General features: G+C 40.5%; 26 protein-coding genes and 1 tRNA gene. 5 read left to right on the top strand and 22 right to left on the bottom strand.

What is annotated here, in order from left to right; genetic code table 11:
* Positions 1–20: 20 nt before the first annotated feature.
* The 5 genes from VK159_RS13125 (at position 21) to VK159_RS13105 (ending at position 3,795) form a co-directional block, all read left to right on the top strand.
* Complete coding sequence (locus tag VK159_RS13125; RefSeq protein WP_324230601.1) at positions 21–1,598, top strand: amidohydrolase family protein; 1,578 nt, start codon at positions 21–23, stop codon at positions 1,596–1,598.
* Positions 1,599–1,660: 62 nt separating this feature from the next.
* The gene (locus tag VK159_RS13120) at positions 1,661–2,098 is read left to right on the top strand and encodes a hypothetical protein (RefSeq protein WP_324230600.1); all 438 of its coding nucleotides are present in this window, start codon (positions 1,661–1,663) and stop codon (positions 2,096–2,098) included.
* Positions 2,099–2,208: 110 nt separating this feature from the next.
* Complete coding sequence (locus VK159_RS13115) at positions 2,209–2,886, top strand: OmpA family protein (protein ID WP_324230599.1); 678 nt, start codon at positions 2,209–2,211, stop codon at positions 2,884–2,886.
* 43 nt (positions 2,887–2,929) lie between these two features.
* On the top strand, positions 2,930–3,595 hold the full coding sequence (locus tag VK159_RS13110) for a porin family protein (RefSeq protein WP_324230598.1): 666 nt from the start codon (positions 2,930–2,932) through the stop codon (positions 3,593–3,595).
* 126 nt (positions 3,596–3,721) lie between these two features.
* Positions 3,722–3,795 (top strand) — tRNA-Arg (locus VK159_RS13105).
* Between the two features lie 379 nt (positions 3,796–4,174).
* Here VK159_RS13105 and VK159_RS13100 read toward each other — a convergent pair.
* The 22 genes from VK159_RS13100 to VK159_RS12995 form a co-directional block, all read right to left on the bottom strand.
* Positions 4,175–4,501 carry a helix-turn-helix domain-containing protein gene (locus VK159_RS13100; protein ID WP_324230597.1) on the bottom strand — a complete coding sequence of 109 codons (327 nt, stop codon included), beginning with the start codon at positions 4,499–4,501 and terminating at the stop codon, positions 4,175–4,177.
* A 29-nt stretch (positions 4,502–4,530) separates the two neighbouring features.
* On the bottom strand, positions 4,531–4,815 hold the full coding sequence (locus VK159_RS13095; RefSeq protein ID WP_324230596.1) for a hypothetical protein: 285 nt from the start codon (positions 4,813–4,815) through the stop codon (positions 4,531–4,533).
* Positions 4,815–5,576 (bottom strand): hypothetical protein, encoded by a 762-nt coding sequence (locus VK159_RS13090; protein ID WP_324230595.1) that lies wholly within the window; start codon positions 5,574–5,576, stop codon positions 4,815–4,817. The genes VK159_RS13095 and VK159_RS13090 overlap by 1 nt, the downstream gene beginning before the upstream one ends.
* 37 nt (positions 5,577–5,613) lie before the next feature.
* A complete protein-coding gene (locus VK159_RS13085) occupies positions 5,614–6,825 on the bottom strand; it encodes a hypothetical protein (RefSeq protein WP_324230594.1) in 1,212 nt (403 codons plus the stop codon).
* A gap of 56 nt (positions 6,826–6,881) precedes the next feature.
* On the bottom strand, positions 6,882–7,676 hold the full coding sequence (traN, locus tag VK159_RS13080; RefSeq protein ID WP_324230593.1) for a conjugative transposon protein TraN: 795 nt from the start codon (positions 7,674–7,676) through the stop codon (positions 6,882–6,884).
* A 3-nt stretch (positions 7,677–7,679) separates the two neighbouring features.
* Positions 7,680–9,017: a conjugative transposon protein TraM gene (gene traM, locus VK159_RS13075; protein WP_324230622.1), complete on the bottom strand. Its 1,338-nt coding sequence runs from the start codon at positions 9,015–9,017 to the stop codon at positions 7,680–7,682.
* Positions 9,018–9,029: 12 nt separating this feature from the next.
* Positions 9,030–9,503 (bottom strand): hypothetical protein, encoded by a 474-nt coding sequence (locus tag VK159_RS13070; RefSeq protein WP_324230592.1) that lies wholly within the window; start codon positions 9,501–9,503, stop codon positions 9,030–9,032.
* An 11-nt stretch (positions 9,504–9,514) separates the two neighbouring features.
* A complete protein-coding gene (gene traK / locus VK159_RS13065; protein ID WP_324230591.1) occupies positions 9,515–10,132 on the bottom strand; it encodes a conjugative transposon protein TraK in 618 nt (205 codons plus the stop codon).
* Between the two features lie 68 nt (positions 10,133–10,200).
* Positions 10,201–11,394, bottom strand: a complete 1,194-nt coding sequence (gene traJ / locus VK159_RS13060) for a conjugative transposon protein TraJ (protein WP_324230590.1) — start codon at positions 11,392–11,394, stop codon at positions 10,201–10,203.
* A gap of 33 nt (positions 11,395–11,427) precedes the next feature.
* Complete coding sequence (locus tag VK159_RS13055; RefSeq protein WP_324230589.1) at positions 11,428–12,048, bottom strand: TerB family tellurite resistance protein; 621 nt, start codon at positions 12,046–12,048, stop codon at positions 11,428–11,430.
* Positions 12,048–12,665, bottom strand: coding sequence for a hypothetical protein (locus VK159_RS13050; RefSeq protein ID WP_324230588.1), 618 nt, complete (start codon positions 12,663–12,665; stop codon positions 12,048–12,050). The genes VK159_RS13055 and VK159_RS13050 overlap by 1 nt, the downstream gene beginning before the upstream one ends.
* A 30-nt stretch (positions 12,666–12,695) precedes the next feature.
* The gene (locus VK159_RS13045) at positions 12,696–13,379 is read right to left on the bottom strand and encodes a conjugal transfer protein TraI (RefSeq protein WP_324230587.1); all 684 of its coding nucleotides are present in this window, start codon (positions 13,377–13,379) and stop codon (positions 12,696–12,698) included.
* 6 nt (positions 13,380–13,385) lie between these two features.
* Positions 13,386–13,769 carry a hypothetical protein gene (locus VK159_RS13040; RefSeq protein WP_324230586.1) on the bottom strand — a complete coding sequence of 128 codons (384 nt, stop codon included), beginning with the start codon at positions 13,767–13,769 and terminating at the stop codon, positions 13,386–13,388.
* A 10-nt stretch (positions 13,770–13,779) separates the two neighbouring features.
* Entirely contained in the window at positions 13,780–16,218 is a 2,439-nt protein-coding gene (locus VK159_RS13035; RefSeq protein WP_324230585.1) for a TraG family conjugative transposon ATPase, read from the bottom strand.
* The gene (locus VK159_RS13030; RefSeq protein ID WP_324230584.1) at positions 16,202–16,537 is read right to left on the bottom strand and encodes a DUF4133 domain-containing protein; all 336 of its coding nucleotides are present in this window, start codon (positions 16,535–16,537) and stop codon (positions 16,202–16,204) included. The genes VK159_RS13035 and VK159_RS13030 overlap by 17 nt, the downstream gene beginning before the upstream one ends.
* Before the next feature lie 10 nt (positions 16,538–16,547).
* Complete coding sequence (locus VK159_RS13025) at positions 16,548–22,052, bottom strand: helicase-related protein (protein ID WP_324230583.1); 5,505 nt, start codon at positions 22,050–22,052, stop codon at positions 16,548–16,550.
* The gene (locus VK159_RS13020; protein ID WP_324230582.1) at positions 22,018–22,500 is read right to left on the bottom strand and encodes a hypothetical protein; all 483 of its coding nucleotides are present in this window, start codon (positions 22,498–22,500) and stop codon (positions 22,018–22,020) included. Before VK159_RS13020 ends, VK159_RS13025 begins: the two co-directional genes overlap by 35 nt.
* A gap of 9 nt (positions 22,501–22,509) precedes the next feature.
* Positions 22,510–22,839: a DUF4134 domain-containing protein gene (locus VK159_RS13015; RefSeq protein ID WP_324230581.1), complete on the bottom strand. Its 330-nt coding sequence runs from the start codon at positions 22,837–22,839 to the stop codon at positions 22,510–22,512.
* 97 nt (positions 22,840–22,936) lie between these two features.
* Complete coding sequence (locus VK159_RS13010) at positions 22,937–23,395, bottom strand: hypothetical protein (RefSeq protein WP_324230580.1); 459 nt, start codon at positions 23,393–23,395, stop codon at positions 22,937–22,939.
* Between the two features lie 307 nt (positions 23,396–23,702).
* Positions 23,703–24,371, bottom strand: a complete 669-nt coding sequence (locus tag VK159_RS13005) for a hypothetical protein (protein WP_324230579.1) — start codon at positions 24,369–24,371, stop codon at positions 23,703–23,705.
* Positions 24,372–24,467: 96 nt separating this feature from the next.
* Positions 24,468–24,983 carry a hypothetical protein gene (locus tag VK159_RS13000; protein ID WP_324230578.1) on the bottom strand — a complete coding sequence of 172 codons (516 nt, stop codon included), beginning with the start codon at positions 24,981–24,983 and terminating at the stop codon, positions 24,468–24,470.
* 108 nt (positions 24,984–25,091) lie between these two features.
* The gene (locus VK159_RS12995) at positions 25,092–25,967 is read right to left on the bottom strand and encodes an RteC domain-containing protein (protein WP_324230577.1); all 876 of its coding nucleotides are present in this window, start codon (positions 25,965–25,967) and stop codon (positions 25,092–25,094) included.
* Positions 25,968–26,143 lie beyond the last annotated feature (176 nt).

Genomic DNA, 26,143 nt, shown 5'->3' with positions numbered 1-26,143 from the left:
TCAGCATAACTAAAATTGCTATGAGATTAATTACAACTGTGGTTGCATTTGTTTGCATGTTTTCTGCCGTTACCGCACAGGTAGCAAAAGCCCCCATTAAAAGCGAAGGTGAATCTTATCCTCAACTGATACTTCGGGGTGTTACAATGATCAATGGAACAGGTGCGCCGCCTATGGGGCCTGTTGATATTGTGATCGAGAAAAACAAAATTGTACAGATTGCTAATGTTGGTTATCCCGGTGTTGCAATCAATAATGACCGTCGTCCTAAATTAAAAGAAGGCGGCAAGGAGTTGAATCTTGAAGGTCATTATGTATTGCCGGGCTTCATTGATATGCATGGGCATATTGGAGGCTCCGGTCAAGGTGCCAATGCTGAATATGTGTTTAAGCTGTGGATGGCACATGGCATCACCACTGTTCGTGACCCTTCCTGTGGTAACGGTCTCGATTGGGTTCTGGAAGAAAAGAAGCTGAGTGCTGCAAATAAAATAACAGCTCCACGCATTTTTGCATACACAGCTTTTGGCCAGGGAAGCAAGCAACCGATCTCCACACCTGAGCAAGCTATTGCATGGGTTCGGGAAAATGCACAGAAAGGTGCAGATGGAATTAAATTTTTTGGAGCTGCTCCCGATATTATGGATGCGGCTATCCGTGAAAATAAAAAACTCGGTTTACGCAGTTGTTGTCATCATGCTCAAATGGATGTGGCACGATGGAACGTGGTGAACTCTGCGAAAGCAGGTATGACTTCAATGGAGCATTGGTATGGTTTGCCTGAGGCATTGTTTACACAACAAACCATTCAGCAATATCCACTCTCGTATAACTACAGCAATGAACAACATCGTTTTGAAGAAGCGGGTAAGTTATGGAAACAGGCAGCTGCACCTTACAGCGATCATTGGAATAAAGTGATGAATGAATTGCTGGCACTTGATTTTACACTCGATCCCACCTTCAATATTTATGAAGCCAATCGTGATCTGCAACGTGTAAGAAGAGCGGAGTGGCACGAAGATTACACCTTGCCATCGCTCTGGAAATTTTATGAACCAAGTCGTGTTTCGCATGGCAGTTACTGGCATAGCTGGGGCACAGAGCAGGAAGTGCAATGGAAAGAAAATTATCGTTTGTGGATGACGTTCATCAATGAATATAAAAACCGTGGCGGCCGTGTAACAACAGGCAGCGATAACGGATTCATTTATCAAACCTATGGTTTTGGTTATATCCGTGAGCTGGAACTGATGCGTGAAGCAGGTTTTCATCCATTAGAAGTCATTCGCTCTGCCACATTATATGGGGCACAGGCTTTGGGTATGGAAAAAGAGATCGGCAGTATTGAAACAGACAAGCTGGCTGATCTTGTTGTGATTGACGTAAACCCGTTGGAAAATCTTCAACTGTTATACGGTACAGGAGCTGTTCAGCTAAATGCAGAAAACAAAGTGATACGTGCAGGCGGTGTAAAATTTACCATCAAAGATGGTATTGTGTATGATTCAAAGAAACTGCTGGCCGATGTAAAACAAATGGTGCTTGATGAAAAGAAAAAAACAGGTTGGCAATTGAAACAACCCGGCATGGAATAATTTTTTTTGAAGCCGAACCATGCATCGGTTTAAGTTGTATTAGTATTTAAAATTATCTGTTTATGAAAGGAAAATTCACCTTCGCACTTGCGCTGTTGCTCTTTGTTTCCGCAGCAGGTTTTGCGCAACTCCCCAAAGTTTCAGGCGGTGGCAGTATCGGCAACCTGGTTACACAATTCACCAATTCCATTAAACCGGCTTCATTTCTCAGTTCGTGGACGGGTGCCAAAGGAAATTTCCTGAGCACTGCCGGTAAAGTAAAAGACGCCGTTGGCGTTGGTAAATCCATTGCCTCTTTAGCCGGGTTTATAAAGCCGGAGATGTTTAAACAGGGGTTTAACGTGCAAAACCTCATCAGCACGGCAAATACGGTAAAGACCATGAGTGCGGCAACCGGCTTGTTGAAAAATTTAGAGGGAGGTTTAAAGCCGGAAGCGTTCATGAGCGGATGGGCAGGCAAACGAACCGGCTGGTTGAATGCCCTGAATCTCATTAAATAAGTGATTAATACTTAATTAATTAAATAAGAACCGCCCAAAGCGGTTCTTTTTATTTAAAAGGGGTTGCTGGCACAATCTTTGGCGAAGGAGGGTAGAACAAATATTTTTTTATGAGAAAGACTACTAAGATCGTTTATTACCTACTGACAGTAAGTATTGTACTGGCAGCATGTAAAGGAATGACAAAAACGCAAAAAGGTGCCATTATAGGTACAACGGGCGGAGCAGCTGTTGGTGCCGTTATTGGCCGAGCATCGGGTAATACAGCATTAGGAACAATTATCGGCGCTGCGGTTGGCGGAACGGCCGGCGTGCTTATTGGTAAGAAAATGGATAAGCAGGCAGAAGAAATTAAAAAGCAGGTGCCAAACGCAAAAGTGGAGCGTGTAGGCGAGGGAATCAATATTGAATTCGAAAGCAAAGTATTGTTCGATTACGATCAATCAGGATTAAAAACAGAAGCAAAAACAAGTTTGAATGAATTTGTAACCATTCTGAAAAAGTTTCCGGATACCAATATCGAAATTCAGGGACACACAGATAATAAAGGATCTGATGCCTACAATGATGCATTGTCGCAACGTCGTGCAAATGCAGTGATGGTTTATCTTATCGACAGAGGTATTGCCAACTCACGCATGAATCCAAGGGCTATGGGCGAAAATCATCCCAAATACACAAACGAAACAGAAGAAGGAAGAGCGCAAAACAGGAGAGTAGAGTTCCTGATTACAGCGAATGAAAAAATGAAATCAGACGCCAAGAAAGAAGCAGGCAGCGGACAGTAATTAAATCGAGATAACCATTTATAAAAACTAAACTCATCATTACATGAAAAAGATCTTTTTTTCAACAGCACTGATTTTATCAGGTGCATTTATAACAGCGAAGGCGCAGTCAACAACAACTTCCTCAGGTATCAGTTTCGGTATAAGAGCAGGCGTGAATCTGCAGAATATTAATGGTAAGAATGCTAATGGCGACAAACTGGAGAACAAACTTCTTCCACGTTTCCAGGGTGGTGTTACGGCGGATATTCCATTAGCCGATCAGTTCTACATTCAACCTGGGATATTGTATTCTGGTAAAGGAGCAAAACTATTAGACACCGATATCAAAACATCCATTTCTTATATTGATGTTCCGGTGACATTTTTATTTAAGCCAATGCTTGGTACGGGACATATGTTATTAGGTGTTGGACCCTATGTTGGTTTTGCTATTGCCGGTAAGGTAAGCGATGATAACGGCAATGAAGAAAAAATCAAATTTGAAAATGAGGTTACGCAGGCTCAGTACGATGCTGATTTGTATGCACGTCGTTTAGATGCAGGTGCCAATTTATTGGTGGGTTATGAAATGAGCAGCAAGTTCAGTATCCAGTTAAATGCGCAACTGGGTTTGGCAAAGATCAATCCTGAAATTACAGGCGCAAGTGGTGACAAAACTGCAAGCCGAAATACAGGCTTTGGTTTGTCGCTTGGTTACAGATTCTAAATTATATTAATTGTACTACTATTAAATCCCCCGTTTACGGGGGATTTTTATTTTTCTGAAGAGAAGCAGATAAAGATTTCAAATTTCAAACCAACCGTCTTATATTTGCAGCCCGTTAAACGGAATGGCTGCGTAGCTCAACTGAATAGAGCATCTGACTACGGATCAGAAGGTTTCAGGTTTGAATCCTGACGCGGTCACAATCGAAGGGAGATTATTAAGTTAATCTCCCTTTTTCGTGTCCTAACTTTTCTAAGAGAATCAATTGCATGATTATCAGTCAGTTGTAGCCAAAGTGTGATTTGAGGAAAACATATACTTAGTTACTTTATATCGATATAATGACGCTTTCCTGAAATTCTACTTCAATTCGACGTATCTGATTTACCCAAATTTTCAAGATTTGCAAACAATTTGCAAACACGAAAAATCACAGATCAATTTGCTGCTTATTTAATGCAAAAGCATTGAGATTATGATGTTAAAGAACTTCATATAAAAGTACATAATATCTCAAATAGGTAGTAAAAGGTAGCTAATTCAAAAGCCGGACTATTTCTACCCGGCTTTTTATAATTTTTACCCTAATTGCTGTTTTATATGAAACAGTTTGGAGCCAACCCTTAATTGCCTCATCTTTTTTTCTTTGATGTAATTAAGAACTTCTTTCTTGTCAAAATAGATTTTTCCTCTTTGTGGGTGCGAAGGAAGTCCTCTCTTTATCCAGTCATTAAGTGTGACGAGCGATATACGAAGAAATTTTGCTATCTCTTTCCTGTTAAGCAGCCCCTCCTCGTTTTCTTTATCTGCTGAGAATTGTTGTAAATGTTCCTGCATGCATTCACGCACTGCATCTTTTATCCACTTTTTAAAGTCATTCTCAGTAGGAATAAAAAAATGTTCCATACATAAAAAAAATATTCTCGGTTATCAATTTACTTTAGTTGAACCTCGCTTTTTCTGTAGTGATTTTTCGAGGGTTCATAGCTGATGTAGCCATAAGCTTTTAAATCATTCATACACTTGTTATAGGTTTGCCTGGAGTTTATTTTTGCTGTCGACATAATTTCGGATCGACTGATATAGAATGTGTTTTTGCCTCCTTTTAAATTCCATTGTTGTAACAAAGCCATATAAACGCTGATATGTGTCGCCCCAATTCTTACATCGTAAACAACGGCCTCATAAAATCTTACAAATGGAGAAGCTAATTCCATCATTATTCCAGTTTAGCTTTTGAATTTTTAAATCTGTTCGAACTGTTGCCTTTTCCTTTTTTAACCATACCTATGTCCGAAGATCCCGCAGCTTTGGCGCCAGCATCAATATCATCCGTTTTTTTCTGTTCCTTTCTTTGCGACTGAATTAGTTTCTCAAGTAATTTATTCTTTAAAAAGCGATAGGCTTCATCTGCTGAAATGATTGGTTGCCCCTCAGAACAATAAAATCGCTGACTTAATTCTGTTCTGTCTTTTGCCGGCGTTAAGTTTCCCATTAACTCACTGTATGGGATGAGTGACCAGTATTTCTGTTTTAATTGAATGGCTGTCGATTTTCCATGCTCAGATAATGCAAGAGTTGATAACTCACGTAGCACAAGCTCTATTCGTTGTTCGTTTTCAAACGGTGTCTTCTCATCTGGGTTGAATGATTTTTTTGCTGTAAAATCAAATGCAGTTTTCCAGTTAATGTTGTTCATATTTTCATCTAATGCGACAACATCCACACCATCGATAGCTTGATTGGAAAGTGCTAATTCTTTTTGAAGAATAGCATCATAATACTGGAGTACGTATTCTTTCTTTTTATCTTGTTCGAAGTATAAATTGAAAATTACCAGTTCATTCTCTTTCGATATTTTTTCGCATATGGTAAAGTTTTTGGGAATAAAACATACCCTTTTAATCAGATCGTGTTCCATGTTATCAAACCCAATTGCTTTTAACTGGTCAGATAATGCCGATATATTCTGAATATTCATTGTGCCTTTTTAATTTTACAAAAAGGATCAGGAGTATTTATGATACTCCTAATCCTTTGCCTTTACTTTCCCTTTTTTTGGGAAGCAGTGATTTCTCCGTTTTCTTTTCTTTTTCAACCTTAGGACTCTGTTCCGTTTTCAACTCTTTTTTTTTATCATCGGCAACTGACTTCTCTGCTGCCTGACCTGCCGGTAACGCTTTGTAATGATCGAGTGATTCACGGGCTACCATTTTCAGGTTGCCATCGTATAGTGTTACTTTTTTGAACTGGGGATCAGCTTCTAGAAACATGCGTTGACTGTTGCCATCTTTTTCGATGGTAACTGCCTGCACATTTCCTTTTTCAAGAGATTGGTAAAGCGCCTTTGCTTTTTCAGGATCGTTTAATTCTGCCACTGCGTATTTTGATACAGCAGTCTTCAGATCGTAGCCATAGTTTTCATGATACTGCTTTACTTCAAAATTGTTGTGCTTGTCTTTGTTTTCAAAGTCCAGTTGCAGCCAGGCTTTGTAAGGTTGACCTTCTTTGTTAAGGAGTTCTTTGTGTACAGCTCTGCCATCAAGCAGGTTAAATGCTTCTTTTGCAGTAACACCTTTGCCTTTGTTTAAATAAAAGGTTTGATTGACTTCATCACCATTGCTGCGATGCAGGGTGGCTTGGTAATTGTTGAAGAAATACATGTCGGTTGATTCAGACTTGCGGAAGTGCAGTGAAGCTTCAAAGCCTTTGTTACCGATTTCATTGAAGAACTCCAGTTTGAATTCCGGCTTTCCTTCCTGTAATTTTTTTTCGAGATCTGCTTTGAGCGTTTCTCCAAAGCCCATGTATTTGAGATTATCACTCAGATACTGAAGATTTTCCTGATTCATTTTTTCTGATTTTAATTGTTTTGAAAAATGTGTTGTTTCGAAATGATCAATCAACGCATCGGCAAATGCATTCCCTTCGTGGTTGTATAACCCGTTTTGATCCGGATCATTGACTTGCGATTGATTGAATTGTTCTCCATAGGGGATTTTTGCAAGCAGGTCAGGGAGGGAGTTGAAGTGAATCACATGGAACCTGTCATGATCGCTGATATTATCGGCAGCAAAACTGTTGGCTTCGTTGCGGGATGCGAAAAAATAAATATCCGATTGGTCAATAAAATACAGACTGTTATTATAGACCATGTATTGTTTTCCTGCACGAAGTGCAAGTTCAGCGAGTGCTAGCACTTCATCAGAAAGCGGGTGTTCGTTTTTCATGTTATGCATTTACAACCGGATTAACCATCATTGATCCGTATTACAGGTTCCTGCTCTCAGAAGCCAGCTGTCTGATCGTTGCTGTCAATTCTTTGTTCCGGCAGCATGATGGATTGCATGAGTTTTCTGTTATTGATTCTTAGTTGCAAATGACGTCCGCCGTTTTTCTCCATACACTGCAATAGCATTTTTTTGTTGTCGGGTATTGTAAATTTCTGAACCGCTATCACCATTGTATGGGAACTCATCGCTTTTATGACAACGGGCATATTCTGCATTAGTAAAGGTGTTTGTTCCTGTTCCTGCACAGCTGTGCGCTTTGCTTTTTTGTTATCACGGATAAACAGACGTATCAGTTCGGGTTCATAATCCAGCGGGCTTTGATTGCTTAAATGAACCTGAAAGTAAAGCACATCGTTCTGTACATAAATACCTGTTACTTCGGCCGACATATTCAACTCATGGTCACGGATACCTCTCATCGTCCTTGGATTATCAAGCAGTGCGATTGCATTGTTGTTCAGCTGGTTTTCTTTTTTTGCAGCAATTTGGTACAGCTGTTCCTTCGGTTGTGCTGTATATCTGACCGAAAAAGAATATACACTGCCATCTGCAGTAACCACACTTAAATTTGTTTCATTGAAATTTTTAGATGCGGCTTTTACAAGCAGCACATGCGGCGCATCTTTCACTGCTTGTACCAGAATGGCTTTTGCACCCCTGTCTACATGTAAAATCGGATTGGAAAAAACCAAGCTGCTTGTTTTGTCCGTGCTAATGCTTATGGTTGTTTGTGCAATGGAAAGATGCATGCTGCTGCACAACAGCACACCGAAAATGAATTGTTTCATAGATTAATTGTTTATAGATGATTGTTGTTCCCGTTTTTTATCACGCAGCAAAATCCGGTGGCCTTCTTTTACGACAACTTTTATCTGTTTTGCTTTTCGGCCAAGCAGTTGTTTGAGTGTGTTCACTCCGGCTGTTGCTGCCTGAGCACGTAAAGAGGGATCAAGGGTTATCAGATCCATTTGTTGTAAACTGCTTTGTGCGGACTCTTTGGCAACATCCCGGCTGATCGCCCCTGGTATATAGATACCCGCAATGCCATCCATATCAAAGACCTCTAGCTCTACCGGAAAAATCTGTTTGCCTGAAAGCAGACTGTTAATGTTAATCTCAAGCCGTTCATCATTAAGCGATACTTTACCATTGAGTTTTGTTCCTTTTGGAATGAGAGAGCCATTGATGTAGATGTCAGTTGCTATCCGTAGTTGTATAATGGAGCCATTAACCAGTGTTTGAGTGGAATGAACAACAGCTTCAAAGGCACTTAAAGGTTCTTGTGTTTTTTCCTGATCATCTATCCCAAAGAAACCGACTTGAAACTGCTCCGGGGTTGTCGTACTGTCAAGTAAACTTGTTGCTGTTGTTTTTGTAGTTGATGTTACCGGAAAGACCGTGTTTCTTTGTTTGATTGATTGCTCTCTTAGTTTTTCTTTCACTCGTTCGGGGTGCTGGATATCCAGTATTTTTTCTAATGTTCCTTGTATGGATTGTAGTTCCTGGTTGTCTTGATTCGTGTTTTGGATTTGTTGCATGATCGTGTTCAGGCGGTCAACTTCGGAAGCGAAAACCTCATCTTTTTTTTCAGAACTCATATTCGTGATGTTTTTATCCGGTGACGGTGTTTCCTGTAACTGCTGCTGTAGTAAAGCCAGTTTTTGCATTAATTCATCTTCGGTATTTGTTGTTCCCTTTGCATGAGGGGTATTATTCAACTGGTAATTATATTTGCCGGCAGTTTGTTGACTTAGTATTTTTAGTTCATTGAAATTTGCCGCATTTGTGTCAAGTCGTTGGCGGTAAGATGGATCTGTCCGCATCCATTCTTCTAATGCAAGTGAATCTTTATCTGCCTGCTCATAAAAACGCAGTTTGTCGGTCGGGTCTTCTTCTTTGAGTTTTGAATCCGGAAGATTAAGGAGCAAACCGGTTGATGTTGGTTCTGTTTCATTAGTCATTCCCTGTCCGCCACCCAATGCCCAGAACGCAAGGCTGATAAAGGGCAAGCAAATGAATGGCAGCATTACCAGCATGTTTCGTTTACGCTTAAATGCCACAGAATGCTGTATCGGTTTGTTTCTTTCAGCAGACACTTGCGGTACTGCTGTTGTTTCATCACTTTTCATACGCTTCATGTTTTATTGTGAATAATATAGTTGAGTAAGCATCCTGACAGAGTCAATCAAACCCGGCCGGGATTGCAGGATGCTGTCGTATTGTGTTGGTTGATTTGTTTTGATACTGTCAAAATAGAGGAGAAACGCCTGGAGTTTTTCTGCTGTAATTGTATCAACAGATGTCAACGGCATTACTGTTTTTGATTCATTTTGTTTAATATTTTCCGGTTGTTGAATAGAAGAAGGCTTGGATAATTGAATACTTTTATTGGGTTGCAGGAACGCAATTCCGGTGAGATACAAACTGTATGAACCTGTTGCTGTCAATACAGCAACAAAGACAATCTTCGACAAACGTGTTCCGATCTTTTGAAACAATGCAGTCATTAGTTTCACGAATTGCTCTTGCATTCGTTTGATCGATCCTGCAATTACCGAGGCCATACGATCAGTAGGATTGCTCTCGATTCGTTTTAATTTATGCGATCGTTTCATTCGCAACATGGTTAGCGGTTTTGCGTTTGAATATCTTGATTCGAAATCGTCCGCCATTTTTCAATCAGAAATCCATGCGGGTTATGATCTGAGCGTGCAACACTGCGCAGGTAACCTTCTGTGATAAGCAAGCGTGTAACAATACTTGCCGGTCGTATGATGCGTTGCTTACCGGTATAGCGGAAATAAAACGGGTATTGATTGATATTGACTTCAATACTGTCTGCTTCGATTTCCTGGCTGATATTGCCGGAGATCACACTTGCGAAATAGCCGTTTTCTTTCAGGTTGTCATATTGTTCTTTTGCAGAACGGTCAGCTAGATACAATGCTTTTGAAATATGCTGCTGAATTACTTTGTCATCAGGATCGAGCGAGAAAAAATAATGATGAAACATTTTCACATGATCTTTCGCTTCAACAGGAATATTTTCTTTGCGTTCCGCAGCAAAAGCCTCAATGGCCTTTCCGTTTGCGAGGATAAAAATTCGTTGTTGCGACTGCTGGCTTGCCTGGTAGCTTTTGGCAACTACAAATACACAAAGCAGGAGCGTGCCTGTAATGAACACAACCGATACAAGCCGTATATAACGGAAAGCGGTATCTATATTTTTCATTTTCTGAAACATCTTTCACACTGGTTTCATGTTCACAATTTGTTTCACTTTGTCCGGCTGTTTATACTCGCAACATGCCTTTATGTCTGACCACTTAATTTATCCCGTTGGTAACTGTTGCCTGACCCTGCTGCATTGTCTTTGAAATAGCCATTGGAAAGACCTGCATCAGACATGGAATTGGTCAGTTTATTATGCACACTTCCCAATACATCTTTGGACATGGCAGCACTGGTTGCGGCAACGGCCATTGTGGAACTGCTCATCATCATGGTTACTTTATTGAGCAACGTGTTGCCGCCTCCGGCATTAACAATATAATTTGCCACAGATGGTACGGTAAAGTAGCCGATGATTCCGATGATGAGAAAGATCAGGTAGGCCGTGTCCGTAGAACTGAAAAATGTATCACCTGTAGAATTGATCTGCTGCAGATCTACTTTTAACATGTTCTCCTGAATTTTACCAATGATGCCCCCGAAAATGTTGGCAACCGGTAGCCACAGAAAAATATTCAGATAGCGTGCAATCCACACCGTTAGTGTGTGTTGAAAGCCATCAAAAACAGCAATGCCAAAAACCAATGGTCCGAGTATAGCCAGCACAATCATGTAAAATGTCCGGATGGTATTGATGCAAAGTGCAGCTGCTTCAAACAAAATCTGTAACACTTCTGCCATTAGTTGCTTAATAGAATTGCGGAATTGATAGGAGAATTTAGCAGCAGCAAATTTCACATCATTGCCTATTGATTCAAACCAATCTTCTGTTTGGTCTTTATAGTAATATTTATACCAGCGATCCCGGTCACCAAGACCTGCGGGGCCGACATACATCTGCCAGTAATCCGTTTGTTTGATGGCCTGTTCTTTCATGATCAGTAGTTGTGCAATGGCCTTATCTGAATTCTTTACCATCGCTGCTGTAGCTGTAACAGTAGGTTTCATCACGCCGTTGATCATGGCGATCACGGATGGAAAAATTAGGATGGCAAAGCCAAGAACAAAAGGACGGAAGAGCGGATAAAAGTCTACCGGCTCTGAACGGGCAATATGTCCCCATACTCTGGAAGCAATATACCAGGTGGCAGCAAATCCTGCAATCCCTCTTCCCACGCCAATGAGTTGACTGCAAAGTGGTATCATTTCATTATAGAGTTGTTCCAGCACAGATTGAAGACTGCGGATACTGCCGGCCACTGAACTCTGTGCGCTACTCAGAAAGGGTAGAAACAGAGCGGAGAGTATCATCATAGATCTTACACATAAATTCATAGACACAATTTTGGAAATGAATAATTCTGTTTCCTAACGCTGGTGCAGTAGCTTCATCCGATCAATTTGCAGTTGTTCTGATTTTCGCTGCAATGACAACAGTTTTGTGCTGTTACTGAATTCACGGACAAAACCGTATTGCGATTCCACTGATCTGAAAATACGGTCTATAACCTGTAAACGTTCATCATCACTCATGCGGAGTTTACCGGCAGTAATAACCAATAACAGTTCTTCTACATGTTGCTGGGTTTGGCGGATCAGGTTATCATATACGCCCGTTAGGTAGTTTAATTCTTCAGCAGTAAACTGTTTATCTGATTGAAATTGCTGTAACACTTTTTTGCTCTCATTGACAATGCGCAATTGGTAGTCGATGATATCAGCGATCCGTTTATATTTTTTTACTGCGGGGCTTACATCGGCCAGTCCATCCAGAAAAGTTTTGTGCAAATTGAAGTTGCTTTCAGAAATATCTTTTACAGCATTGTAACCTTTGGTGAGCAGTTTAAATGCATCATACATGTTTTGCAGGATTTTTCTGAATTGCGTCAGTTTTTCCAGATTCAATATCAGTTGTTGTATTTCGGCCGCCTGTGCTTTGCTTTGATAACTCAGGGCGCATAAGAGAATCAGCAGGATGATCTTTTTCATTACAGATTATTTAATAGTTTGGAATGATCTACAGAGCGTTGCTGTTGGACACGGCTCTGTGAAAGGAGCGTAAGCTGTTCGCCAAATGAACGAACGGTTATATCGAGCCTCACTGTCTGTTGTTGTATTGACAAGATGCGATTGATACGTTCATCTTCTTTTAACTCCAGTTCGCCAGCCGTAATCAGTTGTATAAAATCATCCGCTACCAGTTTACATTCATCGATGAAGCTCTGAAGTGTTTTAAAGCAAAAGCTTTCTTCTTCCTTTGTCAATGTTTTTAATTGAGATAACCGTCGGGCTAATTGCTGGCAATCAAGCAGGAGGGTTGCCTGTATAATTGCTGTGTTGTAAATCGCTGCCGTTTTTTTCGCTGCCGGAGAAATCTGTTGCAGCTTATTAAATTGCAACTGATGCAGATTGAAATCACCATTCTTGATCCGGTTCACCGTTTGTAAACCCGAATGGACAATCTGGTAGCCTTTTTTCAGGTGGGTTAAAAATGTTTTCAGTGCAACAATTTGCTCAATCATTTCTTTCGGTGGCTGGCTGGTTTGTGCCATTACCCGATAGAATAGCAGGGATTGAATAAGTACAACTAATATCAATCTTTTCATGTTACATGCGTTTTTAGTTGCTGGAATCAATTAGTTTAAGGGCAATGAATAAAGCTTGCGTACATGATCAATCTCGCCTTTTTCCAAACCACGCTGAATGGCGATAATTTTATTTTGATTGTTGAAGTTTTTGAGATCTGTGTATTGTTCATCTACTGCCGTACCGACCGCCTGAATCATTTCCAGGCGCATGCCATCACTGATTTGTGTTTCAAAGGAAGTGATCACCATGGTTAACTGATCAATGTGTTGAATGCTTTGCTCCAGTATTCCTGAATAAACAGCAAACATGTATTGGAGTTCCTCTTTGCTGAAATGCTTATCCTGTTGAAACAACACCCATGCCTGTTTGTATTCTTTGACCAGGCTGATCTGTCGGTCCACAATGTCTTTGACTGTTTTCAGGGTGAGGATGGCTGTTTTTACTTTCCATAGTTCTTCGAAATAGTCTTCGTATTGCTTACGTTGCTTTTCCACCCAGTCTCTGATCTCGTTAAGTTTGAGTTCAGACAATTTGTTTTCAACAGTTTTCTGCGCATTCTGCAGCCAGATGGTTTTGTTTTGAAGTCGTTGAACCTGCAGATCGATTTCTTTGATGACTTTAATCACAGCTTCTTTAATGAGTTGAAGAATGGGATCGGCTGCCTTTGCTTGCTGAACAGGTGCCAACAGACAAAAAGCAATAAGTGAAAAGCTGATAAAGATGTTTTTCATGATGACTTATTTTATTTTTTGAAAGACTGATATGCCGTAGTACAATACTTTTTTCCTCTCATCGAACGAATAGATCCTCAAGTTGCGTTGGTTCTGTAACAATTTTTTCGACGAATTATACATGCCCAGATCTTTGATTACTTTGTATTCGGGCTCCTGTGGCACGCCATCCAGTATCCGGTCATAACGCCATCGCTGTTCAATCACAAAACTGTTGACCTCACTGTGATGTACTTTAATTGTGATGGTGTCATTAATTTGTCCAAACTCTCTTAATTCACTTCGGACATAAGTACCCGGCAGAAAGACAAGTGTTTTGTCAGTTTTAAGATTTGAACAACTGCTTAGCAGCATTGCAACAAATAAATAGTAGAGCAATTTTTGTTTCATAGAAAGCTGTTTACGATTGATTGAATGCATCTGCTAATTCCTGTATCGCCCGTTCCAGGTTGCCTCCATGTTTGCGTGCGCATGCCTGCACCTTCATTTTTTCTTTTTCCTCCGTGGTATAAGCCAGGTATTCTTCTGGCGACACTTCTGTTCGGTAAACCTTACTCACAACCCCACCGAGCGAAATAAAAACTTCTTTATACTTTAATAAAGGATCATTGGCTTTGTTGATGGAAAGAATCAATGCCTTTTCTTTCTCCGTTAATCCAAGCAGTTCCTGTATCTGGTCAAACTTGTTTTGATACTTGCTTTGATCAAGTAATATTTTGCAGTCACTGTTATTAATGATGGCTTGTTTGACAACAGGGGAAGAGATGATGTCTTCTACTTCTTGTGTCACCACGATCGCTTCGCCATAAAACTTACGCACCGTTTTAAACAGGTATTTGATATATTCAGCCATTCCTTCTTTTGCAATCGCTTTCCATGCTTCTTCGATCAGGATTATTTTTCTGATACCTTTCAGTTTGCGCATTTTTGAAATAAATACTTCCATTATAATGATGGTTACAACCGGAAACAGGATGGGATGGTCTTTGATATTGTCCAGCTCAAATACAATAAAGCGTTGCTGTAACAGGTCCAGATTTTCGGTTGCATTCAGCAGGTAGTCAAACTCACCACCCTTATAATAAGGACGGAGAACATAGAGAAAATTGGATACATCAAAATCTTTGTCCTGTACATTATCGTTTTTTAGTACAGTTACAAATTCATCTTTTAAGAATTCATAAAAACTGTTGAAACAAGGGAAGATGGTTGTATCCGTTTTTATCCGGTCAAAGTATAGTTGTAATGCGTTGGAAAGGGCTACATATTCACTCCGCTTGAAGGTTTCAGTGTCTTTTTTCCATAGTGCCAGCAACAGCGTTTTAATACTTTCTTTCTTCTCCGTATCCAGTACATCTTCATCAGTTATATAAAACGGGTTGAAGCGGATCGGATTTTTTTCAGAGTAAGTGAAGTAGTAGCCCTTTACCAGGTCGCATAATCCTTTATAGGAATGACCAACATCTACCAGTACAATATGTGTTCCCTGTTCGTAATAAGATCGGAGCATGTGATTGGTGAAAAATGATTTGCCGCTTCCCGATGGGCCAAGAATAAATTTATTCCGGTTGGTGCAGATGCCTTTGTTCATCGGTTCGTCCGAGAGGTCAACATGAATGGGTCTGCCTGTTAAGCGGTCACCCAAGCGGATTCCAATCGGGCTGAGGGAAGAGCGGTAATTGGTTTCAAGATTCAAAAAACAACAGGCCTGTGGAGAGAAGGTGTCAAAGGTTTCATTCATCGGGAAATCAGCTGCATTTCCGGGGATACCTGCCCAAAAGATCTGTGCCGCACCCTCTGTTTCAAGTTTTGGTTTGGCATCCATTTGCGTAAGTGCTGAAGAACATAAATTCCTGAGGTGTTTAATCTGCGAAGCTTCCGTTGTCCAGCTGAGTAGATTAAAATGCGCTTTCACTGGTAAGCGTTGTTCACTGATCGCTTCATTCAGAAATGCATCGGTTGATTCCTTTGCGATTGCATTTTCTCGACTGTAAGCAGCAAGAGATTGCAGCCTCAGTTTTTTACTTTCTAGTTGTTGAAACAATTTCTGCGAGTCGTTAATAAACACATACTGACTGAAGAGATGATTACAGGAAAGCAACTGACCAACCGGAGAAGCAAAGCCTACACTGAATTTTGTTTTATCAGTAGAGTATTTATCATAGTTGATGCGGGAACCGCACATGGCCGGTACAAATTCAGCATCAGCCATGGTAAAAAGCTGGCAATGAAATTCGCCAATCTTCCATTCCGGTTTAAATTCAATATCACGTACAACCGCATCATTTTGTCCAAGATTCACGTAATGCAGCACAAGATCAGCAAGGGTCTCATTGTGTAAGCGTTCTAATTGCACAAATCCACTGTCAGTAAGTATTTTCTGGAACTGACCTGTAAGATTGAGAAACTCATGCAGGAATTTTGTGTCCAGTGTTTCTTCCGGAACAATATGTTTTCGGAGTAAAGTGGAGAACAGGGAAGAAGCAGTTTTTCGTTTACTTGCTTTTCGGGTGAGTAATATAAAAGCTTTGTGATCTAGATAGGGACGTTCGTCGAAAAAGCGGTTGCTGCTGCGGGACAAAAAACTTTCCTGATCTGTTTTGTAATCCGGTTGAAAGCCTGCTTCGGTAAACCAATCCTGTTTGCAAAGAATACTGTTAACGGGCAGTACTTTGATGGCCTTGATCCATGCATGATGAAAAGCTTCATATTCATCATTACTCAAGGTGAATAGTTCCGGTAGTGAGATTTGATAGCCAATGGTAATATCGCCATACTTAGAAAGGATGGCATCATGCTCAATGGCATACACTGGTAATATGTCAGAGAGTTTTCGCATGGAGTAATTGCTGTTTGAGTTGAACTAATGAATTATTTTTAATCACTGCAGGTATGGAACGGTTGGCAATTTTTTTCATCATCCCATATTCGCCATACGTTCTACTGAGTTTATAGATATGCATGAATAGAATAGAACCGAGTATGACTGTTACCGGTAAGCAAACCAGTAAGCCAAAACCACAGAGATAAAGAATGGCAAATAAGATGAGCAGGCAAACCAATCCGCCGCCGAGATACCAGATATACTGCGCCTTCAGTCCCTTAAACTCTATGGACTTGTTGATGTTTTTATTGATTGAATAAACACTGTTATGCATGGCCAAATTTTTAAAGGCTGATTTTTTTAATTTTCTTTTTTTCGGTTTCTTTTTTCAGTAACGGAATCTTCTGTTCCGGTTTTCCATTTATGCTGATAACCTTTGCATCTTCCTGCTTTTCTATTGCAGAGACTTCCTGGCCGGAAGTGGTTAAGTTTTTTTGAATCTTGATTGTGATCTCCCTTTCGAGTCGTTGTACCTCCAGCTTGAGTGTACTGAGTTCCTTTTCCTGTTCAAAGGGTTTGGTTCGAAGTCGTTCCAGTTGTGGAATGTTTTTATCTAACTCTTGTAATTGCTTGTTGTATTTATCTGTTAATGTATCCACCCGGTCAATGGCGTTGAGAAAATAACGGGCTGCCAGTTTGGGATTATCAATATTGATATGCCCTTGGTTCCAGTTGTATTTAATATTGGTTTCCTGGCGCGTGGCATAAAACACATTGGAGTAAGTATATTGAAACAGACCGTTTTCTTCGAATGCTTCTTTTTGTCTGCGGATATAAAGTTCAAAACCATAGAGTGAACCGATGCGCTCTTCATCAGTTGATGGATCTGCTGGTTTCCACGTAGTGTAGAGATCGATGAGGTGTCGTCCTTTCATTTCAGGGTCGTTGATGCTTTTTCCTTCCAACAGTAAAGGATTGGATTTTGTGCCATCTTTCTCAAATAGTAAAACCTTGTGGTAGTATGCTGCATCTGTTGCAAGTTTTGCAGCAATATGCAGGACATTGCTTTTTTCTTCCTGTAACTGATCCAGTTTGAATCCTGCATTAATTTGTTCTTTGTGATGCGCATGACGTAGGCTTTCCAGCACCGCTATCTTTTTTTCAAGTTTTGATTTTTCCAGTAGTGTCGTGTCGCCGGAAAGAATAGCGATGTATTCTGAAAAGTTCATTCCGCTTTTTTCATCCATGGCCCCTTCATCTATGGTCCGCACGTTCAACTCTGCATTTTTAATTTGGCTGATAAACGTCTGCTTATTTTTCAGCAGGTTGAATTTGTAATTATCCAGCGACTTCTCCACCGCATAGATATAGCTCTGCACTTTATTCTCGTTATGCGTTTTTGCAATGATGTTTCCTTGTCTTGCACCTCTGCCATTGCGTTGTTCCAGTTCGGATGGTTTCCAGGGAATATCCAGGTGATGCATGGCCACTACACGTTGCTGTACGTTTAATCCGGTGCCTGCTTTCTCTGTACTGCCGATCAGAATACGGATATCACCACTGTTCATTTTACGAAACAACTCCGGTCTTCGGCTATCGCTCCAGTCATGAATAAAACTGATATGATCGCCGGCTACCTGATGATCTCGTACCAATTTTTCCTTTAGTGCATGATAGATATTAAATGCATCCGGTTTGGGTGTGCCGATATCACTGAATACAATCTGCGTAGCTTTTATGGAACTTGTTTGATGATATATAGCCGCCAGTTTTCTGGCGCATACATTCACTTTGTTATCTGGATGATCACTATAGACTCGGTCATTGATGAGCCGCATATCTACCGCCATTTTTTTTGCATAGTTGGTGGCAAGCAGCATGCGGCCTTTGTCTTCTTCGTCTGTCAGTTTTGCTCTTCCAATGAGCGTTCCATCACCGGTTTTGGCGAACTGCATTAACTGTTGAATGAAGACACGTTGTTCAGGAGTAGGAGCGATGTTCACAAGCTGTTCATCCAGTTCCGGTTTATCTAACTGAATATGTTTGGCTGTTTTGTAATCGGTAACCTCGTTATAGAATATCGCCAGCTCCGGAACTTTGATAAAATGACGAAACCGTTCTTTGGCTATAATTTCATTGGTAACCGAGAATTCAAAGTCAACTGTTTTGCGTGCAAACACCGCCGCCCAGGCATCAAAGTTTTCAATCTGCTGCCGCTTCATTTCATTCGGTCGCAGGTATTTAAACAGCAGATACATTTCAGTGAGGCTGTTGGAAATAGGAGTGCCGGATAAAAACGTTACACAAAGATCACGCTCTTGTTTTTGTTGTAATGTGCGGACAGCAAAAAGCATATTGAGTGCTTTCTGACTTCCTTCTTTGTTTCCCAAACCTGCAACCCGATCATGTCTTGTCGTGAAAGTGAGGTTTTTGAATTTATGAGATTCATCAACAAACAAATGATCAACACCCAGTTCCGCAAAGCTGATGCCTGTATCTTTTTTTTCTTCAATGGCCTGTTCAACAGCTTTTAGTTTTACACTCAGATTGGTTTTGCGGATTTCCAAACCTTTGAGCATGCTTCTGGAAATTTCTCCGCCGGTTTCTTTTAAGGTTGCCAGGTCTTTTTGAATATTATCCAGCTCTGATTGAAAGATCTGCCGCATGATCTCCGGGCTTTGGGGAATCTTTGCAAACTGGTCATGGGTTATAATAATACAATCCCACTGATTGTTTTTGATTTCATGAAAGAGCCGCAGCCGTTTGGAAGGAGTAAAGTCCTGTTCGCCCGGTGCAAGTATCCGTGCTTTAGGATAGGCTTTTTTAAAGGTTTCAGTAATCTGCCGCACATTGGCTTTTAGTGCAAGAATCATAGGTTTGTTGGCAATCTTCAAACGCTTTAACTCATGCGAAGCAACCACCATAGTCAATGTTTTACCAAGACCTACTTCATGATCAATGAGTGCACCACGATTTTGGATGATCCGCCATACAGAATTCTTCTGTGAACTGTAGAGATCATCAATACCAAGTTTTGCTTTATTGAGTGAAGGGAATTGCAGATGTGAACCATCATACTCCCGCAACTGATAACAATTGAACAGGTTGTTATACCGTTCCTCCAATGCCTGTTTTTCTTCTGCTGATTGATCTTGTAACCAAACTGTAAAACCATTTCGGATCGATTCGATTTTCTGGTGTGCCAGTTGAATGGCTTCATTATCGGGAACACGGATCATTTTATCACCTAAGTCAACGTTATATGTATAAAAAGGTGTCGTGTTTTCCAATGCATGTTCAAAGAGGGTAGAAGCATAGGTTGTTTTACCGCTTTTGGTAGTCACAGCATACTCCTGGTTTGTTTTTGCATTGCCGCCATTTGTATTGACTTTAAATGTGTCAACCGAAGGAAAATAGTTTACAGTAACTGGAAGCTCCAGTACACTGGATGTATAGCGTTCATACAGTTCTGTTGGTAACCAGCGTTCACCCAGGTTAAAATCAAGTAATTCAAACGGTATCCGTTCGGGTTGGACTTTTTCTAGAGCAGTGAGACTTGTGCTGATGTAAGTGTTTTCCGGATGCTGTTCAGCAATTGATTTTATTTGCCGTAGTTTATCAACCACATTGCCACTGAGTAAAGCGTCGACTGTTTCCCACTGATGGACAATGGGATTGAAATATATTTTCTGAGTAAGTGCTTCAATGCTTTCTGTTTCTGTACTGTCTGTTGCTGCTGCAATAAATTCAAGATCTACACATCCTTTATCACTTAAGCATTTAGCAAGTGCTTCGTGCGGGTTATCAGTACGATACACTTCCTGCGGTACAATGAATGATTGGGTGAGTATATCTGATTTTATAAAGCGGTCGCCATCCTTTCGTTCCAGGGAGGAAAGCATCGTTAATCCAAATGCATCATCTTTTAAAATACGCTGACGATTAGCAGAAGAATTTAATAAGCCCCAGCTGCGTACAAGCCGGTCGTATTGATCACTTAATTCAATACACTGTTGTTCCTTTTCTGTAAGTGAAAGTGCATCGCTATGCATGAGGCTGAGATAGCCATCACGTAGTGCGCTGTATTGAATAAAGAAGGCCAGATCTTTATTGCTTTGAACGGATGGAATAAAAACCGCATGCTGGTTGTCGGATACTGAAAAGCTTGCATACCCAACTTGTTCGTTGTGCACCAGTAGTGTACCTTCTTTGTAAAATGGGTTTAACGAAGTCAGTTCGGTCAGTGCGTCTGCTTTCGAAAATGAAACATGAAAGGCCTGCTCACCATGATTGCGGAATGCATGGTCATAAACTGCAAGTGTAACCGGTAGATTTTTTAATTCGTGTTGCATCGCTGCCGCACTCATCCAGTTAACCGGGAACTGTAATTCTTTTGTATTGGAATATAGTTTATAGACATATTGTTTGAAGGCATGTGATCTTGCTGTAAGCAATACAATGGTTTCATGCGTAGATGTATCTTCCGGTTTGATGATATTGATGATGGAAGCGGTTTTGCTATCGACCACAGTTTTATCCAGGTTGTTGATATAGGCTGATGCTCTGTTCCCATTCGATGAAATATGCTGATCAAACAAGCCCAGTTGAAAAGAACCTGTATCTGTTTTGTTTTCGGGAGGAGGGAGTAGTGTAAGTTTTGGCTTTACTTCAATAGCTTGTTCGGTTTTTTGTTCGAATTTTTTTTTCTGGAAACGTTTTTCAAGATCTATTGAGAGAATGGCTACAAACTGTTCTTTAATATCACTGACTTCTCCTGTTTGCACAAGTTCTTGATGCGCCTGACCGTATTGATTTTTACCTGCTCGTTGTTGATTGCCGAGCAGTAAGGAAGAGTGAAGACTGAGGTACTGATTAGTAGTAAATGTTCCGAACTGATTATTTTGTTCGATTGTTTTACAGAGTAACTGTTCTTCCTCCGAAAAACTTTGCTTGCTGTTGTTTTTCTGCACAACCAATAAATGCGTCGGTGCTTCTGTATTAGCAGTAACCTTCATCAGGTTGTCGGGCATTCTGCAAACGCTGATAAAATCTGCATGCTGAAACAGATGTTCCCTCGCAGCCTGGTTGGAAGGATTGTTTAAATAGGCATCAGTCGTAAGAAAGGCCAATAGCCCACCGTCTCTTAGTTTTTCTAATCCTTTTGCAAAAAAATAAGTGTGGATTTTATTCTTCAGTTCAGCTTCCTTGATCGAACGGTCATGCACTTTGAAATTGCCAAAAGGAATATTACTGCAGATCAGATCAAAGCGGTTGTTTTCTTTGTCACTGGTTTCTTCAAAACCTTTGATCTGCACATCAACAGGAACGGATGCATCCTGTTGTAAGGCAGCTAATATTTTACCGGTCAGCAAATCTTTTTCAATTGCAGTGACAGACTGAATGGAAGGAAAGGTTTCGATTGCGCTTCTTATAAAAATACCATGACCACTACTGGGTTCATAAAAATTTTCAATGTTAATACCCGTTTCTTTTAGAGCCTTGAAAAGCGTGTCCGGTACAAAGTCCGGTGTATAAAACGAAGTGAGAATACTGTTGCGTAACGATTCAATACATGATTGATACTCTTCTTCAGATAATTTATCCCGCAATAGTTGATGCAGTTCCATGACCTGCGGATACAAACGCTGATCTTCTTTAGATGCGTGCAGCTCTTTCCACTGCTGCAACTTTCCTTCCGGAAACAGGATCGCTTTGATGCCACCAAAACCGCTGTATAGTTTGAGGGCGTCTCTATCCAGAACAGACAGTGCTGTTCCTGGCTGCCAGTTAAGTGCAATCCTTATTGCGGCCAGATTATGCGTTAAATGTTGTTGACTGTTGTACTGCATTGCTTCCTTGTTCTTGTGCACGATTTAAATAGTCACTGATAGCTCCGATGAAAGCATAGCGGATGAAAGGATCATCTTGCGTTGTCAATGAAAAATTCAGTTTCTCGAAAACAGGTTTACAATGTTGAATCAGGTTGATGCATTCATAAGGTAGCAGACCGGAGTTGAGCAGTTGTTCATGTTGCTCTTCAAATTCAGTGCTGAGTAGTTCGGTGATATAATCAAAGCGGGAAGCTGGCAACGCAGCAATCAGTTCCATTAAACATTGTTCCAGTATATCATCCGGCTGCAATTGGTTTGCTGAAAGTTTTTCAAGTAATGGTTTGAGAGGACTGAGTTCCTGCTCGATCGATTCTTTCAATACCCCCGCCATCTGCCGTTCCATGACCAGCTCGGGGTGATGATTTTTGAGATAATCGTGATATAATATGGAGAGATGCTGCAACATCATTTTTGTTTATACAGCAAAGAAGGAACGCAGCACTGTGGCTACAATAACAAGGAACACACAACTGCCAAACCAGGCGGATGCAACTTTGCCGGTGTCATGATCGCCACTGTTCCACTTCTGATAAACTTTGATAGCGCCAATTAGACCTACGATTGCACCCACGGCATACATCAGGTTTACACCGGAGGCAAAGTAGCTTCGCACTTTTGTATTGGCTTCGTTAATACCTGCATTACCATCCTGTGCCCAGCCAACAACAATACACAAGAGGATTGTAAAGAGTGTTAACAGTAACTCTTTGATGAGGTGATTTTTTGGTGAATGTTTTTTCTTCATAGTAGCAAATTTTTCATTGTTAAAAAATGAATGCTTCGCTGCTGCTAGTCTCTACGCACTTGGTTCTCCTGCACTTGCGCAGCGAAGCATTTCATTATTATCCAAACCACAACTGCTCAACATCGTTTTCTGTGAGAAGCCCTGGAAAATAAGTATTGGCTTCTGAATATATAAAGCGACTCAGATCCTGCCGTTGTTGAATGGACGGGGGGGGATATTTGCGGATGACGGCATTCAGTGAGTCGCTCAATAAAGTAGATGAAGTTGTTTCGGGACTGTTGGCAAAGAGTGCAGTGATTTCTGCTTTTAATGCAGCAATGAAGGCTTGTTCAGTAACAGCAATGTTGCCTGCTGAAATTTCAGTTGTGCTATTTGTTATAAACTGATGCTTGAGATCAGCGGCCTGTAATTGTTTATAGCCGGATGTCTGCCGATGAACACCTGCAAGTGCCAGCAGTTCCCATTTGTAATACCGGACGGCGATGAATGTGTAGTAAGCAAACAGGATAGTGATTGTGAAGATGAAATAATCGTTCCAACTGTACGAGGTGAACATAGTGAACTGTTTTTATTTTGAATGATTAGCAGAACAAAGATGTGATAGAAAAAAAGCGGTTTTTCACACCGTGATCAGTAGTTGGGAAAGTTTTTTTGAATGATTTTTTTGCAGCTTATACAGTAGTATTGTAAGTGTTCGTTGTCTTGTGACAGATGTTACACAGATTGATTACTGAGAGTTATTCAATTGCGTTTCTCTTATTCTTTTATTTATGCCGATTCTATAGGCTAAAAAAAATGGTTTGAAAATAAAAGGAATGAGGCATTTCTCTTGTGAACAGAAATGGCGGTTGTATATTTTAGGATTAAGCAAGTAGGTAATCCATGCCTTCCAATATAGAGGAGATACGTTGAGAACTGTGCGATTCAATCCACTCTTCAATGTATTTTTCGTTGCGGAGCGATTCAAATGTTGACATCAAATAACTGTTCAACGGACCTTTGGTATTTTTTAGCTCTTCCCAGATTGTAGATCTGTTCTCCAGTACAAAAATGATGTCTTCAAAATCACTGCTCAGTCGACCATCATTATTTCCCCTGTTTTTAAAAGCTTCCAGTTTGGTTGCAATAAAAATGGGGGCTGTAAATATGTTTACACTGTGCATTTCATCAATGGAATAATTGACTGCTGATTGAAACCCTTCTTTATACCATTGGTTTGAAAAACCGAGAATGGTTTCATCGGTTGGCATTACATCAACGATGAGCCCATCCATTAAAAACCTGCCAACAAAGCCAGCATTTACATCGTGGCTGAAACCAATGCTGCGTAACTGTTCTTCCAGTTCTGCATAGGCTTTACGGGAACTTATTTCAACCAGTACATCTACATCGTCGGTAGGGCGGGATTCTTCTGTTTCCCTGTCGGCATAAAGTGAAACGGTTGCTCCGCCTACAAATACGACGTTCTCTTTTAAGTTCCCCAAAGCATTGCTTACGGCTTTAATACGGGTTATATTGATAGTATGTTTCATTGAAAAGATTGGTTTGATATTGTTGTATGGCATGATTGCGATAATGCCGGAAATTCATGTAAAGATGGGAGATAGCAATAAACCCTTATATATATTCTATAAGATCAGTTTACGGAGCTCTTTTACCGCAATGTCCATTTCCCTTACACGCCCCACCCGTATGACATCAATCAGAGCAAGCATTTGATAAAGCAGTTCATCCCTTAAACATGCTTCTGCCTGGCCTTTGTAGAGTGGATCAATTGCCAACCCTCTGACATTCCCATTCTGTAGGGGCCATACGTACATCATTTCACTTTTAAAATATTGTTGCATGAATGGATGCGAATGTGCAGTGTAAATGCCGTTTACCATGCTACCGGGAGCGGCCGGAAAAACATAATGCAGTCCATATTGCAAAAACTCCATGAGTGAATTTCGGTGTACAGTTTTTTTCTTTTCAGCCTCCAGCAAACCTGCCATGGCACTGCGGTTCAGCGAATCTGAAACTTCAGATTGGCTGATATCCAACTCATAGGCAAGATCTTTTAGTTGCCAATTCAGCTGGCCTTTTGCAATAATTTTTAAAAGGATAACAATATCCTGCGGGCGCATACCATTGTGTTTTCGCATGGTACAAAATTACAAAGTTTACTTGTAATTCGCAATTCGCAATTTGCGATATTCGTAAATATTAGTAAATCAATGAATTGTACGTTAGAAAATAGATATTGGACTGACTCATCTGATCAGTTCATCTGTTTCATCCATTCTTTTGATAATCTGGTTGGTTAACTGTTCCAAAAACTGTGTACGGCTTCCTTTGCGGATGCGTATTTCTTGGAAGGTGCGATAGTAGTTGCCAAGCTCCACATTAAAGGTTTCCTGGAAATAGGTGGCAATTTGTTTTACATCGGCAGAGCCGTTGTTGAAAACACCGGTGCTTTGCAAAGCATATAACAGTTCAATGAGTGATGTTTTAGAACCGGTCCATGTGAGTACAGGTTTTGCAGAAAAGCGGTTCGTTGATTGAATATGTTGATGAGACTGTTCAATTGCTTTGTTGAGATAGATACGGAGCAGTTCATTGGCAATTAATTTGGCCACTTTAAAATCGTGACTTGTGCTGAATGAAGGATCGGTATTGAAGTAGTGCGGATCAAGTGTGAGATAAAGATCCTGACTGCCACGGAGGAAATATTTTTCATCGAGATAGTTGGCCCCGGTGCGGTAGTATTGGTAAAACTCAAGATTGTTATCGAAGAAATGCGTGAGCTTTTGCATTTCTTTTCGCAAAAATTTTTCTTCTGCTTTTTGCTCACCATTGGGACGCCGTGTTTCAATATTAAATACTTTGAGATGGTAGATGAGCTTACTGTAAAAGCGAGGTTTGATTTCTTTGAAGAAATGGATTTCTTCAGTTGCCGATTCGAATTTAAACCGGCTGATGTGTTCCCTGAGTTTTTCCATAGCGGCCTTGGTGATGTGTATACTTTTTTCTGCCTTGAAGAGCATGCTTTCTTCTTCCTGTTCGATTTGCTCTAACTGTGCAGACATTGCATCATGTAGCTTACTCAGGAATGGCGGCATGTTGATTTTTTTTCCTGTGGCTGTCATCTTTACTAATTTGATTGTTAGTGAAGGACAACGGGATTTAGGGTGTGGGTGTGGTTGCCAAATATCGAGCGATGCGGTCATTAATTCTTATGAAAGCAGGATTGAAATTGATTAAAATGGGAGAGTGGAAGAAAGAGGTACCGTTATATTATTACTCTGATAACAGATTTAAAAAA

This window comes from Lacibacter sp. (genome assembly GCF_035299325.1).
Taxonomy (GTDB): domain Bacteria; phylum Bacteroidota; class Bacteroidia; order Chitinophagales; family Chitinophagaceae; genus Lacibacter.
Note: the sequence above shows the minus strand (reverse complement) of the source record. Positions and strands in the feature narration are given on the sequence as shown.